The following is a 15457-nucleotide window of genomic DNA, read 5'->3' on the forward strand; positions in this document are numbered from 1 at the left end:
GCCCCGGTGGGAGGAGCCGCGAGCATCGCTCGCAGGTGCCGGGGCTGCCGTCCGTTTTTCGCACAAATCCTGACGCTGTTGGCCCTTGGCGGGCCGCTGCACGCGCAGGACGAAACGGTGCCTGTCCTTCAGGACATTCTGCCGACCTCGGGGCTGGAATTCACCTATCACGACGTCGTTGCCGAACCGCCGCTCTGGCGCGTCCGCTACGTCGTGCCGGCGCTGGACAGCGCCGAACTGTCCTTCGAGGAAGTGGCGGGCGATATCGAGCTCTTGTGCACCCAAGACGCGCTGCGCCGGGTGATAGAGGCAGGTGGCGAACCGGCCACCATCGTGATCACGCTGATGTCCGAGCCGGTCGATTTCGGGGTCATGACCCCCGATGTAACGCAGTTTTTCGAGAGTTTCTTTATCCAAAGCGACCTCTGCATCTGGGAGGCTTTCTGATGGCTCCACAATATCTTGCGATACGACTCTCATGTGGACAACTTTATGAGGCTTCTGAGTCACAACCTGATTCGTTGCCCGGGGGTGCGTATCTTTTTGCCCGGCACTCGGGTAGTGTCCGGGGTGATTGCACCCAAGCAATCAAAACCTCTGAACGGGGACAGGCAGGGCGCTTGCGCGCTGAATGTTTCGTTGCACTAGACAGGAGTAGAAGATGTCCAAGAGCATCAAGCTGCTTGCCATGTTTGCTGTCATCGCCGGCGTTTCCGCCTGCGCGCAGCAAGAAGAAGAAGAGTACATCGTGGTCGATCCCGAGCCCATCTCGGTCGAGCCGGTCTACACGGGCAAGTACAAGTAAGAACCTATCGGGGCGGGCGCGCGCGTCCGTCCCGCCTTTCCGCCGGTTCGGGGCAGCAGGCGGAGAACGGACGAGCAATGCCATCGTTGCGCGCCATCATGGCGCGCGATCAACCGCTGTGCCGTCTTCCTCGTTCGGGGAGGCGGGCACATGCTGAAGCACCGCGGGTTTCCGGGCCGTCTGACCGGCACCGATTTCCAATTCACGATCCGCCGCGCCAACCCCAAGGGCGTCACGCCGATCACTCGCCGAGAGCGCTACCGCGACCGCCGGCCTGCCGACCGTCGCGCCGATACCGCGTTCATGGCCGCGCTCTGGCGGCATTTCGGGGATGAACCCTTTGAGCGGGGCAACCTCGACGCGGGCCGCCTGTCCTGGCTCTTTGGCCGCGAGGTCCTGCCCTACGACGATCCCTTCGACCCGGAGAGCTACGACGCGCTCCTGGTCATCGACGAGACCGCCGCAAGGGCGGCCTTCCCCGAAGCCTTCGATCCGTCGGAGGACTGGGAATGACCTTGGGCGCTTTCTTGCCAATCCGCCGCCGGATTGCGCGGGCGATTGCCGATGGAAATTTTGCACGCAATGCGGGCTTTGCAGATCGTGGTGTTTCTGTAAGCGTGATCACGGGTCGCGGCGAAGGTCTCATTTCGTCCCTACGTCCCCGCGAAACCCAACCCCCCTCGGGGCGGTCAGGTCAGTCCCCGGCCCGACCGCCCCAATTCTTTCATTCCCACAAGAAAACCATCCTTGGTCAAGGGGTTGGCGGATATTCGCGCCCTGCGGGTGACGTCGGGACAAGAGGCTGGATTTTCTCTGCGACATGGTGTTCCCTTTCCCACGAGCAGTCGCAGAACGATGAGGAGAACCTCACATGCACGGAAGGGACGCCAACTCGCTCCGCACATCCTTGGCGCTGGTCGCGCTGGTCGCGCTTGCGGCCTGTGGCGAGAAACTGGGCGAGCAGGGCGAGGACGCCGTGGCGCTTGACGTCAACGTGCTCTCCGGCTCGCAGGTCGGAGTGGCGAACAGTATCAGCTATTGCAGCCGCTACCCCTCACGCTGCTGACCCGGTCTTTCGGCGACTTGTTGCCGGCCTTGCGCCGGTTCTTGCCGCCCGTCGCCATGTGTGCAGGAACCAACTTTCCCACGCCGCGTTGTTGGACAATGATCCCGACGCACTGACATGGGAGAAGGAGTGGTCCTCATGCGTATTCTCACGATTTCCGCGGCACTTGCCGCAACCCTCGGCCTGGCCGCCTGTGAAGGCACGGACATCGAACGCGGCGTCATCGGCGCGGGCATCGGTGCCGCCGGGGCAGCCGCGACGGGCGGCAACGTTGCCGCCGGTGCCGCCGTCGGCGGCGCGGCCGGTGTCGTCTGCGACGACGTCACGCCAGAGGTTTGCCGCAACCGCTGATCCGATCCGCGCGCGCCTGACCGGCGCCGCCACAGATCCGTTTCAACGCCGTCCGGGGTCCATGCCCCGGGCGGCGTTTGCATGTTCAGACGCAGCCCCCCTGCGGGCCAAGAAGAAGGGACAGACATGTTCGACAAGATCCTGATCGCGAACCGGGGCGAGATCGCCTGCCGGGTCATCAAGACCGCCCGCAAGATGGGCATCAAGACGGTGGCGGTCTACTCGGACGCCGACAAGAATGCGCTGCACGTCGAAATGGCTGACGAAGCCGTCCACATCGGCCCGCCGCCGGCCAACCAGTCCTATATCGTGATCGACAAGATCATGGGCGCCATCAAGCAGTCGGGCGCTCAGGCGGTCCACCCGGGGTATGGTTTCCTGTCCGAGAACCCCAAATTCGCCGAGGCGCTCGAGGCCGCCGGCGTCGCCTTCATCGGACCGCCCAAGGGCGCGATCGAGGCGATGGGGGACAAGATCACCTCGAAGAAGATCGCCCAGGAGGCCAAGGTCAACACGGTCCCCGGCTACATGGGTCTGATCGACGACGCCGAGGAAGCGGTGAAGATCTCGAACGAGATCGGCTACCCGGTCATGATCAAGGCCAGCGCCGGCGGCGGTGGCAAGGGCATGCGGATCGCCTGGAACGACGACGAGGCGCGTGAAGGCTTTCAGTCGTCCAAGAACGAGGCGGCCAGCAGCTTTGGCGACGACCGGATCTTCATCGAGAAATTCGTCACCCAGCCGCGCCACATCGAGATCCAGGTGCTGTGTGACGCGCATGGCAACGGCATCTACCTGAACGAACGAGAATGCTCGATCCAGCGCCGCAACCAGAAGGTCGTCGAAGAGGCGCCCAGCCCCTTCCTTGACCCCGAAACCCGCAAGGCGATGGGCGAACAGTCGGTCGCGCTGGCCAAGGCCGTGGGCTATGCCAGCGCCGGCACGGTGGAATTCATCGTCGACGGTGACAAGAACTTCTACTTTCTGGAAATGAACACCCGCCTGCAGGTGGAACACCCGGTGACCGAACTGATCACCGGCGTCGACCTGGTGGAACAGATGATCCGCGTGGCCAATGGCGAGCCGTTGTCGATCACCCAGGACGACGTGCAGATCAACGGCTGGGCCATCGAGAACCGCCTGTATGCCGAGGATCCCTATCGCGGCTTCCTGCCCTCCATCGGCCGGCTGACGCGTTACCGCCCGCCCGAGGAAGGCCCGCTGGGCAAGGGCATCGTGCGCAACGATACCGGCGTCTACGAGGGCGGCGAGATCAGCATGTATTACGACCCGATGATCGCCAAGCTCTGCACCTGGGGCGAAACCCGTGACGCGGCCATCGAGACCATGCGCAACGCGCTCGACAGTTTCGAGGTCGAAGGCATCGGCCACAACCTGCCTTTCGTCGCCGCCGTGATGGATCACCCCAAGTTCATCTCGGGGGACATGACCACGGCCTTCATCGCCGAGGAGTACCCCGAAGGCTTTGAAGGCGTGACCCTGGGTGAAGATGAGCTGAAGCGCGTGGCCGCCGCCGCCGCCGCGATGAACCGCGTGGCCGAGATCCGGCGCACCCGCGTCACCGGGCGCCTGGGTAACCACGAACGCCGCGTCGGCAGCGACTGGGTCGTCAGCCTGCAAGGGGTCGATTACGATGTCGTCATCGACGCCGATCCCGATGGCTCGACAGTCAAATTTGCCGATGGGTCCAGCCTGCGGGTCGAGGGGAACTGGACCCCGGGCGACACGCTGGCCCGCATGAAGCTGAACGGCGCGCCGCTGGTGCTGAAGGTCGACAAGGTCACGCATGGCTTCCGCCTGCGCACCCGTGGCGCCGATCTGCGCGTCCACATCCGCTCGCCCCGGCAGGCCGAACTGGCCCGGCTCATGCCCGAGAAACTGCCGCCCGACACCTCCAAGATGCTGCTCTGCCCGATGCCCGGCCTGATCGTGAAGGTCGACGTCGAGGAAGGGCAGGAAGTGCAGGAGGGCCAGGCGCTCTGCACCGTCGAGGCGATGAAGATGGAAAACATCCTGCGGGCCGAGAAAAAGGGCGTGGTGTCCAGGATCAACGCCGGCCCGGGCGACAGCCTGGCCGTCGACGACGTCATCATGGAGTTCGAATAAGGCATGTTCCGCCGCGCCCTCCGCATCTGGGTCATGCACAGCCTGGCGTTCATCGCCGGGCTGGTGGTGTCGGGGGTGGTGGCGGTCGGCCTGTGGTTCGTGGTGCCGACAGAGGGCGGCAACGCGCTGTTTGTCGGCAGTGCGCTTGCGGTCTCCATCGTTTCGGTGGGGACCGGCTATGCCGTCTACCTGGCGCTGGTTGCGGCGCTCCTGGATCTGTTGCCCGGCTGGGGCTTTTACCTGGGCGGACCGCTGGTTGTGCTGGCGATCATGACGCTCGTCTTTTGCGCGGTCTATTTCCGTATACTGGCCGCCGGGGCCGGCAGCCTGCTTGGCTATGGTCTGATGTACGGGATCGGTGGCGTTGCCCTGCACCTGAGCCAGCGAGGCGACGCGCCGCAGGCGGAAACGGGGGGCGGCGCATGACCCGGCGCTCGGCAACGGATCCTAAACGCCTTGGCGCTAGCCTGCCCGCAACTTATGGGGGCAAAGGGGCAGGGCGGTCCGGTGCGGTTTCTTCGGCAGATGGTGGGACTTGTGGCCCTCGCGGCACTGCTGACGGGCTGTTTCCGCCTCGATACCGAAGAGGCGGTGCGCGCGCAGCTGGGCGGCTGGGTCTTCCTGGCGCAGACGCGGGTCTTTACCTCGCGCGGGACCTGCACGGCGGCGATCTTCGACACGATTTCGGGAGGTCTGCGCGCCTCCGGCCCCGTGCGGCGGGTCGGGGACCTGCGCGCCGGTCAGCACCTGCTGTCACAGGGCCGCGCGGTGGCCTTCGAGATCCCCGGCATGACCCCCAACATGGTGTCCGAGGCGCTGATGTCGGTCAATCTCTCCGAGGGGCTCGGCCTGATCTCCAGCTTTGTCGGCCCGGCCCGCGCCTGCATGGACCCGAGTTTTCAGGCCGATGTCTACCTGGCGCTGATGTCGGACGAGACGGTGATGATCTACGATCCCGCCACCAACGCGCTGGTGCTGCTGCACCGTCCGTCGCAGATCGCCTTTTTCCTGCGCGGCAACGTCTGAACCGCGACGCGGCTTACCTGTCGCGCGCCTCCTGCTGTCGCAGGGGCAGCTTGTCGATCGAGCGTGAGATCTCGCGCACCGACCAGGGGCCGGGCTTGCGGGTCACGATGCTGCCGTCCTTGGCCAGGATCGCCAGCATGAAGCCGCGCGGGCGCAGCTTTTGCCGGGTCGAACTGCGCGCTCCGGGATCGGTATCGGTGATCACAACCACGTCGCGCTCTTCCAGCGCGTCCAGCCGTTCGGTGATCAGGTTCATCTGCTCGACGTACCGCGGATCGGCAGGGCTGTCGGCAAAGACGACGACGGGCCGCTTGATCCACAGCCAATCCTCCAGCGAGGTTTCGGCGGCGGGGCGGATCATCTCGAAGTCATCCGTGGTCTCGGCCCCCTGGGCGGCCGAGGTACTGGCAAAGGCACCCATCAGGGCAGCGGCGATCAGTCGGGTCAATCCATGCATGTCCCAAGATATAAGCGCGGACCGGCGGGCTGCACAGCTTTCCTGCGCCAGTGCCCGGAAAAATTTTATCTTTAACGGCTTCCTCACCCGCCCCGACGCAGGTTCGGGCCCGTTCCAGGACCCCGGCGCAGCCCGCGCCGCGGGGTCGCGACCGGGGAGCATTGCCTGATGGACATCATCCTGCACGCCGGTGCCCATCGCACCGCCACCACCAGTTTCCAGGCCTACCTGCGCGCGCATGGGGCCGCGCTCAAACCGCGCGGCATCGGCTTCTGGGGGCCGCGCCGGACCCGCAACGGCCTGCTCTACGACGTGGTCGAACGGCCCGGGTCGCCCGGGGCCGCCCGCCGCGCCGCCGGACGCCTGGGCGTGAACCTGGAAAAATCACGGGGTCTCGGCCTGCGCCACCTGGTCATCACCGATGAGAACATGATCGGCACCGCGCGCAACTGCCTGCGGCAGCAGGCGCTGTACCCTGCGATCGGCGAACGGATGGCGCGTCTTTCCTCGGCGGCCGGGGGCGCGGTCCAGATCACCCTGCAAATCCGCTCGCTGGATCACTGGTGGGCCTCGGTGGTGGCCTATCTGGTGCCGCGCGGGCAGTCGCGCCCGGCGCCGGATGCGATTGCCGCGCTGGCGCAGGGCCCGCGCAGCTGGCGCGCGGTCATCACCGATCTGGCCTGCGCCTGTCCCGATGCTCGGATCCAGGTCACGCCCTTCGAATGTTTCGCCGACCGTCCCGACCTGCTGTTGCAGGTCATGACCGGCGAAGCGGCCCTGCCGCCGGCGGAAACCGGGCGGTTCCTGGAAAACCGCCGTCCCGACACCACCGCCCTGCAGGCGGCGCTCGAGGCGCGCGGCGAGGATACGGGCGGCCTGCAGGAGGCCCCTGTGCCGACACGCTGGTCGCCCTTCGACGAGGTTCAATCGGCGCGCCTGCGCCAAGCCTACGAACAGGACCTGGCCTGGCTGCGCGCGGGCGCCGACGGGCTGGCCACACTGACAGAGACCCCGCAGCCGTCAACCGGGACAGAGATCCGGACCCGGCTGCCATACGATTTGAAGAGAGGACAAGAGGATGACGGATCTGCCCGAAAGCTGGCGCGAGACGGCTGAAAAGGAACTGCGGGGCCGCCCGCTGGACGACCTGACCTGGAACACGCTCGAAGGCATCGCGGTCAAGCCGCTCTATACCGCCGAGGACATCGAGGGGCTGCCCCACATGGGCACCCTGCCGGGGGCAGAGCCCTTTACCCGCGGCGTCAAGGCGACGATGTACGCCGGCCGCCCCTGGACGATCCGGCAATATGCCGGCTTTTCGACCGCAGAGGAATCCAACGCCTTCTACCGCCGCGGCCTGGCCGCCGGTCAGCAGGGGGTTTCGGTCGCCTTCGACCTGGCCACGCACCGCGGCTATGACAGCGACCACCCGCGCGTTGTCGGTGACGTGGGCAAGGCCGGGGTCGCCATCGACAGCGTCGAGGACATGAAGATCCTCTTCGACGGCATCCCGCTGGACAAGGTTTCCGTCTCGATGACCATGAACGGCGCGGTGATCCCGGTGCTGGCCAGTTTCATCGTGACGGGCGAGGAACAGGGCCACGACAAGTCGGTGCTGTCCGGGACCATCCAGAACGACATCCTCAAGGAGTTCATGGTCCGCAATACCTATATCTACCCGCCCGCGCCCTCGATGCGGATCATCTCGGATATCATCGAATACACGTCGAACGAGATGCCGCGCTTCAACTCGATCTCGATCTCCGGCTACCACATGCAGGAGGCGGGCGCGAACCTGGTGCAGGAACTGGCCTTCACCCTGGCCGACGGCAAGGAATACGTGAAGACCGCCATGGAGGCGGGCATGGACATCGACAAGTTCGCCGGGCGGCTGTCGTTCTTCTTTGCCATCGGCAAGAACTTCTTCATGGAGGTGGCCAAGCTGCGCGCGGCGCGGATGTTGTGGCACCGGATCATGACGGAAATGGGCGCGCAGAACCCCCGGTCGAAGATGCTGCGCACCCATTGCCAGACCTCGGGCGTCAGCCTGGCCGAACAGGACCCTTACAACAACGTCATCCGCACGGCCTACGAGGCGATGTCGGCGGTCCTTGGCGGTACCCAGTCGCTGCACACCAACGCGCTGGACGAGGCCATCGCCCTGCCCACGGATTTCAGCGCGCGCATCGCCCGCAACACCCAGCTTGTGTTGCAGGAGGAAACCGGGGTCACCAAGGTGGTCGACCCGCTGGCCGGTTCCTACTACGTCGAGAAGCTGACGCATGACCTTGCCGAGGAAGCCTGGAACCTGATCAAGGAAGTCGACGAGATGGGCGGCATGACCCGCGCCGTCGAGAGCGGCATGCCCAAGCTGCGGATCGAGGAGACCGCCGCCCGCCGCCAGGCCGACATCGACCGGGGCGACGACGTGATCGTCGGGGTGAACAAGTACCGGCTGGAGAAGGAAGAGGACCTCGATATCCTCGACATCGACAACCAGAAGGTGCGCGAAAGCCAGGTGGCGCGCCTGGAAAAGATCCGGGCCAGCCGCGACGAGGCGGCCTGCCAGGCGGCGCTGGACGAGTTGACGCGCCGGGCGAAAGAAGGGGGGAACCTACTGGACGCGGCGGTCGAAGCGGCTCGCGCGCGCGCCTCTGTCGGAGAGATCAGCATGGCATTGGAAAAGGAATTCGGCCGTCACCGCGCCGAGGTCAAGACACTGGCGGGCGTCTACGGTGCCGCCTACGAGGGCGACGAGGGCTTTGCCGCCATTCAGAAATCGGTCGAGGATTTCGCCGAGGCCGAGGGACGCCGTCCGCGCATGCTGGTGGTCAAGATGGGCCAGGACGGCCATGACAGGGGCGCCAAGGTGATCGCCACCGCCTTTGCCGACATCGGCTTCGACGTGGACGTGGGCCCGCTGTTCCAGACCCCCGAAGAGGCGGCGCAGGACGCGATCGACAACGACGTGCACGTGATCGGCATTTCCAGCCAGGCGGCGGGTCACAAGACCCTGGCGCCGCAACTGGTCAAGGAACTGCAGGCACAGGGCGCCGGGGATATCATCGTGATCTGCGGCGGGGTCATCCCGCAGCAGGATTACGAGTTCCTGTACAACGCCGGCGTGAAGGCGATCTTTGGTCCGGGGACCAATATCCCCGAGGCGGCGCAGGACATCCTGCGGCTGATCCGCGACGCCCGCGCCGACGCGGCCTGAGAGGGATTTCGGCCCGCTGACGCGGGCCGATCCGCGCGCGCCCTTCGGGGCGCGCGCGGCGGGGCCTGCGGCCCCGTTTTGGAGTATTTTCAGAGAGAAGAAGCAGGGCGGGCGCCCGGGCATGGCAACGTGGGGAGAGAGCAGGCCGCGGCCCTGTTCTTCCCGGCGATGCGGGTCTATCGTCGCCGCCGCATCTGGATGAAAGGGTCTCTGCGATGATGGAACTCGATCATGTGGCCGTTGCGGGCACGGACTTGGCGGCGGCGGTGGCCTGTTGCGAGGCGGCCCTGGGCGTTCCGATGGGGCCGGGCGGGCGGCACGCGCGTTATGGCACTCACAACCGGCTGATCGGCCTTGCGCCGCACCTGTACCTCGAGGCCATCGCCATCGACCCCGATGCCCCGCCGCCGCCGGATGCGCGCTGGTTCGGGCTGGATGATTTCAGCGGGCCGGCGCGGCTGGACAAGTGGATCTGCCGGGTGCCGGACATCGACGCCGCCATCGCCGCCCTGCCGATGGCCGGGCGCCGGGTGGACCTCGAGCGCGACGGGTTGCGCTGGTCGATGGCAGTGCCGGAAGACGGCAGGCTGCCCTTCGACGGGCTGTTCCCGGCGCTGATCCAATGGCATGTGCCGACCCCGCCCGGGCAGAGCCTGCCGCCATCGGGGCTGGTGCTGGACCGCCTGATCGTGGCCCATCCGGCAGCCGCCGATTTGCAGGCGCTGCTGGCACCGCATTTGCGGGCGTCGCTTGTGCGTTTTGAACCTGCCGACAGGCCACGGCTTGCGGCGGAGTTGACCGGCCCGCAGGGCGCTTTGCGTCTCTGACCCGCGACGGGTTTTCGCAGGTGCAGAATTTTCGCTGATCCGCCCCTGACAGCGCCCGCATGACCGCGTAGACTTGCCCCCATGTCGATCTGGACACGCATATCCCGGGCCTTGCAGGCCCTGACCTCGGGCGAGGGGCTGGCCGCGGTGTTTGACCGGCTGCGCACGCCCCCCGAGCGCAGCGTGGCCTTTACCATCGCCGTGATCGCGCTTTCGGCCAAGATGGCCAAGGCAGACGGGCTGGTGACCCGCGACGAGGTGACGGCCTTTCGCGAGGTGTTCCACATCGCGCGCGAGGACGAACCCGGGGCGGCGCGGGTCTTCAACCTCGCCCGGCAGGACGTGGCGGGATACGAGGATTACGCCCGCCGCATCGCCGCCATGTTCGGGCAGGGCACCGGCACGCTTTGCGACCTGATGGAGGGGCTGTTCCACATCGCGCTGGCCGATGGCACCTATCACCCGGCGGAGGATGCCTTTCTGGCCGAAGTCGCGGCGATCTTCGGCATGGACGAAGACCAGTTCCGCACCCTGCGCAGCCGTTTCGTGCCCGATGCGGCGCCCGATCCCTACACGGTGCTGGGGGTCAGCCCGGAGATGCCGCTGGACCAGATCCGCAAGACCTGGCGAAAGCTGGTCCGCGAAAGCCACCCGGACGCGATGATCGCGCGCGGCGTGCCCGAGGAGGCGGTCAAGATCGCCGAGAAACGGCTGATCGACATCAACCGCGCCTGGGAAGAGATTTCCGCGCGCGAAACCGCCTGACGGGCCATGCGCCTGGCCAGCTACAACGTCGAATGGTTCGACTCGTTGTTCGACGACAAGGGCCGCCCGCTGATCGACAATGAGTTGGGCGGGCGTCATCGCATCGCCCGCGGCGACCAGCTGGAGGCGCTGGGATATGTCTTTCGGCGGATGGAGGCGGATGCGATCATGGTGATCGAGGCGCCCGACACCAATCGCCGCCGGTCCACCACCCGCGCGCTGGCCAATTTCGCCGAGGCCGCAGGGCTGCGCACGCGCGAGGTGGCCACCGGATTCGTCAACAACACCCAGCAGGAAATCGCGCTGCTCTATGATGCGGACAAGATGCGCGTGCGTCATGATCCGCAGAGCAGCAAGGCGGCGCCGCGCTTTGATACCGAGTTCGAGATCGACCTCGACATCGACGCCCGTGCAGACCGCGTCGCCTTTTCCAAGCCGCCGCTGGAACTGGCGGTCGAAACCGTCTCGGGGCACCGTCTGCGCCTGATCGGTGCGCATCTGAAATCCAAGGCGCCGCACGGGGCGAAAGGCCACGAAGAGGTCATGAGACTGGCCATTGCCAACCGGCGCAAGCAACTGGCCCAGGCGGTCTGGCTGCGCCGGCGGGTGGCGGCGCACCTCGAGGCGGGCGAGGACCTGGTGCTGATGGGGGATCTGAACGACGGCCCCGGCCTCGACAGCTACGAGGGGCTGTTCGGGCGCAGCTCTGTCGAGATCATCCTGGGGGATGGCGACGGCGAAGAACTCCATCTTTATGACCCGCATGCGGCCGAGGCGCTGCAGCGGCGGCTGGGCGCGCAGCCCACCACCGCCCGCTTTTTCCTCTACGACGAGAAACGCTATCTGCAGGCGCTGCTGGACTACGTCATGATCTCGCCCGGGCTTCAGGCACGCAACCCGCGTTGGCGTATCTGGCATCCCTTCGACGACGCGGAATGCTGGCAGGACGAGGCCCTGCGCGCCTCGCTGCTGGTGGCCTCGGACCATTTTCCCGTCACGCTGGACATCGATCTCTGAACTCTTCCCAGCGCCATTTGCGGTGCCTATATTTGTGGGCATGAAACAGTTTGCCATGCCCGCCCTCGTCCTGACCCTTGTCGCCGCGCCCTTGGCCGCCGAGGAAGAGCCCGACGGTCTGAACCTGATGGAAGAGGGGGCCAAGCTCTTTCTGCGCGGCTTGATGACAGAGATGGAACCGGCGCTGGAGGAGATGGACAAGACCCTGCGCGAGATGCAGCCCATGATGCGCGATTTCGCCGCCGAGATGGGCCCCGCCCTGGGCGAGATCCTCGACAAGGTCGAGGACTGGACGCTTTATCACCCGCCCGAGATGCTGGAGAACGGCGATATCATCATCCGCCGCCGCGTCCCGCTCGAGCCCGAGGCGCCCGACCTGCCGGATCCCGGGGGCGCGCCGGACGCGGAAATCGACCTGTAGTTTCGCCGGAGCGGGACCGTCTCAGCCGACGATGATTTCCCGGCTGTTCGCCCCCAGGGCATCGGCAAGCGATTTCAGCCGCGCCTCGCCGACTTCACCGTAGAGCGGGGCAATGGTGCCATCGAGATGCAGTTCCAGGGCCTTGGTTTCCGGGTCCCATGCCAGCCGCGGGCCGGTGCCATCCGACTTCAGCGTCCAGAGCATCGCGCCGAACCGCAACGCCTTGCCCAGCACCTCGGCTTCGCGCTGGTGTTTTTCGTCCAGCAGGGCAAAGAGATCCTCGAACCGCGTGCCCTCGCGCTTGTTGCGATAACGGTGCATCAGCGCCATCCCCAAATAGACCCGTTCCCAGTGCTTCAGCCCGCCCAGGTTGGCACGCGTGGCATTGTCGAAACAGACCTCGGCGCGGTAGTCGGGATGCGCGCGCCAGCTAACGTCATGCAACAGGCAGGCGGCATGGATCAGCCGCCGCCGCGAGGTGCTGGCCTCGGGGAAGAGCGACAGCACGAATTCGTATAGCGCGGCGCCGAACCCGGGCATGCGCGCATCCTTGGCCTCGGCAAAGCGGCAGGCTTCGATCAGCGGATCGCGGTCGCGCAAGTCCTGCGGCATCTGTTCGTACAGCATGCCTTCGCGGATACCGTAGCTGGAAATCGCGATGTCCTTGGGCTCGAAACACTCCATCAGGCGCAAGAGGACCTCGCTGGCGAAAGGCACCAGCGCCATCCGCGTGGCCGAGACGCCGCAGGCCTTGCGCAAGCTGTCGTGATCCTCGTTGGCCTCGATGTAGGCCACGGTCTCGCGGACCGAATCCGCGTCCATCCGGTATTCGTGCAGCACCTGCAGCGGATAACCCTGCCGGTGCATGTCGATCCGGGCGATCGCCCGCCAGCTGCCGCCGACAAGGAACAGCCGGTCACGCTGGGTGCCCATGTGTTCGGCAAGGGCCTTGAGCTCGCGCTTGATCTGCTTGTCGCGCGCCTTGCGCCCGCCTTCGATGTCGCGCAGTTTCAGCGGACCCAGCGGCGAGGTCACCCGGCGGCCGACCTCGCCGTCGTGGATTTCCGCCAGTTCCATCGACGAGCCGCCGATATCGCAGACAAGCCCATAGCTGCCGGGCCAGCCCAGCAGAACGCCCTGTGCCGACAGCCGCGCCTCTTCGGCGCCGTCGATCACCCAGACCCGCAGGCCGGTGGCGGATTCCAGAACCCGGCGGAATTCCTCGCCGTCTTCGGCATCGCGCATGGCGGCGGTGGCCACCACGGTCAGGTCCGGAAGGTCCATGCCATTGGCCAGGGCGCGGAAACGCAGCATGGCGCGCAGCGCGCGTTCGCGTCCCTCGGGGTTCAGGCGGCCGGTTTCGGCCATCCCGGCGCCCAGGCCGCACATGATCTTTTCGTTGTAGAAATAGGCCGGACTGCGCGCGGCCCCGTCGAAGACCACCAGCCGGACCGAGTTCGAGCCGATGTCGACGACACCCACACGGGACAGGGCCCGTGCCTTCGGATCGTTGAAGAGCGGCCTGCCAAACGGGTCCCAGTGCCCGTGCGTTTCCTCTTGCCCGTCCATCCGAACCCCGCTGTTTCCTGGCGGGGTTATGACCCTATCGAACCCGGGGGGTCAATAAGAAGCACCAGACCGTGGGCAGGGTTGACGCGTGGTTCCCAAGGTCTGGTGCAGGCTGTTTAGCGGAACAGCGACAGCAGGGACTGCGGTGCCCGGTTGGCGATCGACAGGGCCTGCATGGCCAGTTGTTGCTGGACCTGCTGCGCCTGCAACTTGGCAGAAACCTCTTCCAGATCGGCATCCACCAGCGTGCCGATGCCCGATTTCAGCGCATCCGCGAGGCCCGAGACAAAGTCCTTTTGCGTGTCCAGGCGCATCTCGGCAGAACCAAAGGCGGCGGCCGCGTCGATGGAGGTCTGGATCAGGCCTTCGATCTCGGTCAGGGCGCTGTCGACCCCGGCCTGGCTGGTGACGTCGATATTGCCCAGTTCGGCCAGCTTGCCGCCGATGGTGGTGGTGGCATCGGGGTCGTACTGCTGCACCGTGATCGAGAAGTTGTCACCGCCCTGGTCGGCGCCGGTAAAGGTGATCTGGTTGCCGCTGGCGGTCGCGTCGATCGTGCCCTCGTTGCCGGCGCCCAGGTCGTCGCTGACGTATTTGTTGAAAGCGGCGGCCAGACCGGCGGCCACGTCCTCCATCGTGTCGCCGTCACGGGCGACATAGGCGATGTCGTTGCGCCCCGACGTGTTGGACGGCCCGTTGCCCGCGGTGGCCGAGATCTCGACCGAGAAGCCGGTGCCGGCGGCAACCGTCGTGGTGGCGGCGGCGCCAAAGGTGGTGGTCCCGGTGGGGGCGGTGGCGTTGCCGGTCATGGTGGCGGCGGTGGCATCGCCGGTGCCGGTGACGTCATTGGCGCCGGCGGCCAGCGCGGTCAGCCCGCTGCCGATGCTGGCCTGTCCCTGGCCCAGGTCCTGCTTGGACACCCGGATGTCGCTGGAGGTCACGCCATCCTGAGACCGGTTGATCGAGGACAGGACGTTGATCCCGCCGGACCCTGCGGTCTGGTCGGTGTTGGTCAGCATCGCCTGGCCGTTGAACTGTGCCGAACTCACGATCGAACTGATCTGGTCGCGCAGGGCGTCGATATCGGTCTGGATCTTGGCCCGGTCGACGTTTTCCTCCTGTGCGGCGACGATCTTGCCTTTCACCTCGGTCAGCAGTTCCGTGACCGTCTCGGCGCCCTGGCGCGCGACGGAAATCGTGGCCTGGCCCAGGCTCAGGCTGTCCGACACCCGCTGAAAGCCCTGGACGTCGGCCTCCATGACCTTGGAAATCGCCCAGACCGCCGCGTTGTCCTGCGAGGACGCGACCTTCTTGCCGGTCGCGATCTGCATCTGCGTGTCCGCCATCGAGGCGTTGATCGATTTCAGCGTCTGAAGGGCCGCCGTGGCCCCGGGATTGGAATTGATACTCGACATGAGCTTTCGCCTTTCTCGTCAGAGGGCGCGTTTCGCACCCGGCATGATGACCGCCGTTCTGACGCTGCGGAGGACAAGAGGTCGACCGCGCCACGAAAAGCTCGTGCAGGGGGACTATTGCCCCGACGGTTTTAACCCGCCTTTAACGATTTGCGGCACTGAAGCGGTCATAGTGGGGCAAGACTATGACGCGGATTGCCTTGGGTTTTTCGAGCTTCAGGGTGCCGATTTCGAAACGGCGAAGTTTCTCGCCAACCTCTTTTCGGCCAGCCGGGGGGCTGTCATGGCGCTGCGGCGTTCGACGAGAGAGAGCCATTGAATGCCTGTGCGACACGGGTGTCAGTGGTGTCGGCTATGCTGCCATTCAGCATTTCGCTATCGAAGTCCGCTTCCG

Annotated in this window: 18 protein-coding genes; 15 read left to right on the top strand and 3 right to left on the bottom strand. The window is 66.0% G+C overall.

Annotation, left to right across the window (positions count from 1 at the left end; translation table 11 throughout):
• Positions 1-78 precede the first annotated feature (78 nt).
• From ACQY5B_RS07445 to ACQY5B_RS07480, 8 genes are all read left to right on the top strand, one after another.
• The gene (locus tag ACQY5B_RS07445) at positions 79-447 is read left to right on the top strand and encodes a DUF6497 family protein (RefSeq protein WP_420325748.1); all 369 of its coding nucleotides are present in this window, start codon (positions 79-81) and stop codon (positions 445-447) included.
• 214 nt (positions 448-661) lie between these two features.
• Complete coding sequence (locus ACQY5B_RS07450) at positions 662-805, top strand: hypothetical protein (protein ID WP_162846276.1); 144 nt, start codon at positions 662-664, stop codon at positions 803-805.
• A gap of 150 nt (positions 806-955) precedes the next feature.
• Positions 956-1318, top strand: coding sequence for a hypothetical protein (locus ACQY5B_RS07455; RefSeq protein ID WP_305971493.1), 363 nt, complete (start codon positions 956-958; stop codon positions 1316-1318).
• A 358-nt stretch (positions 1319-1676) separates the two neighbouring features.
• Positions 1677-1871 (top strand): hypothetical protein, encoded by a 195-nt coding sequence (locus tag ACQY5B_RS07460; RefSeq protein WP_420325747.1) that lies wholly within the window; start codon positions 1677-1679, stop codon positions 1869-1871.
• 138 nt (positions 1872-2009) lie between these two features.
• Positions 2010-2222 (top strand): hypothetical protein, encoded by a 213-nt coding sequence (locus tag ACQY5B_RS07465; protein WP_219514082.1) that lies wholly within the window; start codon positions 2010-2012, stop codon positions 2220-2222.
• A gap of 126 nt (positions 2223-2348) precedes the next feature.
• Positions 2349-4349, top strand: a complete 2001-nt coding sequence (locus ACQY5B_RS07470; protein WP_420325746.1) for an acetyl-CoA carboxylase biotin carboxylase subunit — start codon at positions 2349-2351, stop codon at positions 4347-4349.
• A gap of 3 nt (positions 4350-4352) precedes the next feature.
• Positions 4353-4775 (top strand): hypothetical protein, encoded by a 423-nt coding sequence (locus ACQY5B_RS07475; RefSeq protein WP_420325745.1) that lies wholly within the window; start codon positions 4353-4355, stop codon positions 4773-4775.
• 81 nt (positions 4776-4856) lie between these two features.
• On the top strand, positions 4857-5375 hold the full coding sequence (locus tag ACQY5B_RS07480; RefSeq protein WP_420325744.1) for a protein kinase family protein: 519 nt from the start codon (positions 4857-4859) through the stop codon (positions 5373-5375).
• Positions 5376-5388: 13 nt separating this feature from the next.
• On the opposite strand, the gene ACQY5B_RS07485 is transcribed toward ACQY5B_RS07480, so the two are convergent.
• Positions 5389-5832: a DUF4174 domain-containing protein gene (locus tag ACQY5B_RS07485; RefSeq protein WP_305971488.1), complete on the bottom strand. Its 444-nt coding sequence runs from the start codon at positions 5830-5832 to the stop codon at positions 5389-5391.
• 168 nt (positions 5833-6000) lie between these two features.
• Here ACQY5B_RS07485 and ACQY5B_RS07490 point away from each other — a divergent pair, with 168 nt between their 5' ends.
• From ACQY5B_RS07490 to ACQY5B_RS07515, 6 genes are all read left to right on the top strand, one after another.
• Positions 6001-6948: a hypothetical protein gene (locus ACQY5B_RS07490; RefSeq protein ID WP_420325743.1), complete on the top strand. Its 948-nt coding sequence runs from the start codon at positions 6001-6003 to the stop codon at positions 6946-6948.
• Entirely contained in the window at positions 6911-9049 is a 2139-nt protein-coding gene (scpA, locus tag ACQY5B_RS07495; protein WP_420325742.1) for a methylmalonyl-CoA mutase, read from the top strand. Before ACQY5B_RS07490 ends, scpA begins: the two co-directional genes overlap by 38 nt.
• A 215-nt stretch (positions 9050-9264) precedes the next feature.
• Positions 9265-9876, top strand: coding sequence for a VOC family protein (locus ACQY5B_RS07500; RefSeq protein WP_420325741.1), 612 nt, complete (start codon positions 9265-9267; stop codon positions 9874-9876).
• Positions 9877-9957: 81 nt separating this feature from the next.
• Positions 9958-10641: a molecular chaperone DjiA gene (locus tag ACQY5B_RS07505; protein WP_305971484.1), complete on the top strand. Its 684-nt coding sequence runs from the start codon at positions 9958-9960 to the stop codon at positions 10639-10641.
• A 6-nt stretch (positions 10642-10647) separates the two neighbouring features.
• Positions 10648-11658, top strand: a complete 1011-nt coding sequence (locus tag ACQY5B_RS07510; RefSeq protein WP_305971483.1) for an endonuclease/exonuclease/phosphatase family protein — start codon at positions 10648-10650, stop codon at positions 11656-11658.
• 55 nt (positions 11659-11713) lie between these two features.
• Positions 11714-12079, top strand: a complete 366-nt coding sequence (locus tag ACQY5B_RS07515) for a hypothetical protein (protein ID WP_428400331.1) — start codon at positions 11714-11716, stop codon at positions 12077-12079.
• A gap of 21 nt (positions 12080-12100) precedes the next feature.
• Here the strand turns inward: ACQY5B_RS07515 and ACQY5B_RS07520 are convergent, their stop codons facing one another.
• Both ACQY5B_RS07520 and ACQY5B_RS07525 read right to left on the bottom strand, forming a co-directional pair.
• On the bottom strand, positions 12101-13648 hold the full coding sequence (locus ACQY5B_RS07520; RefSeq protein WP_420325740.1) for a Ppx/GppA family phosphatase: 1548 nt from the start codon (positions 13646-13648) through the stop codon (positions 12101-12103).
• A gap of 116 nt (positions 13649-13764) precedes the next feature.
• Positions 13765-15063, bottom strand: coding sequence for a flagellin family protein (locus ACQY5B_RS07525; protein WP_305971480.1), 1299 nt, complete (start codon positions 15061-15063; stop codon positions 13765-13767).
• Here ACQY5B_RS07525 and ACQY5B_RS07530 point away from each other — a divergent pair.
• Positions 15062-15382: a hypothetical protein gene (locus ACQY5B_RS07530; RefSeq protein WP_420325739.1), complete on the top strand. Its 321-nt coding sequence runs from the start codon at positions 15062-15064 to the stop codon at positions 15380-15382. The two genes, ACQY5B_RS07525 and ACQY5B_RS07530, sit on opposite strands and share 2 nt — an antisense overlap.
• The last annotated feature ends 75 nt before the right edge of the window (positions 15383-15457 follow it).

The organism is Antarctobacter sp. (assembly GCF_965277915.1).
Lineage (GTDB): Bacteria > Pseudomonadota > Alphaproteobacteria > Rhodobacterales > Rhodobacteraceae > Antarctobacter.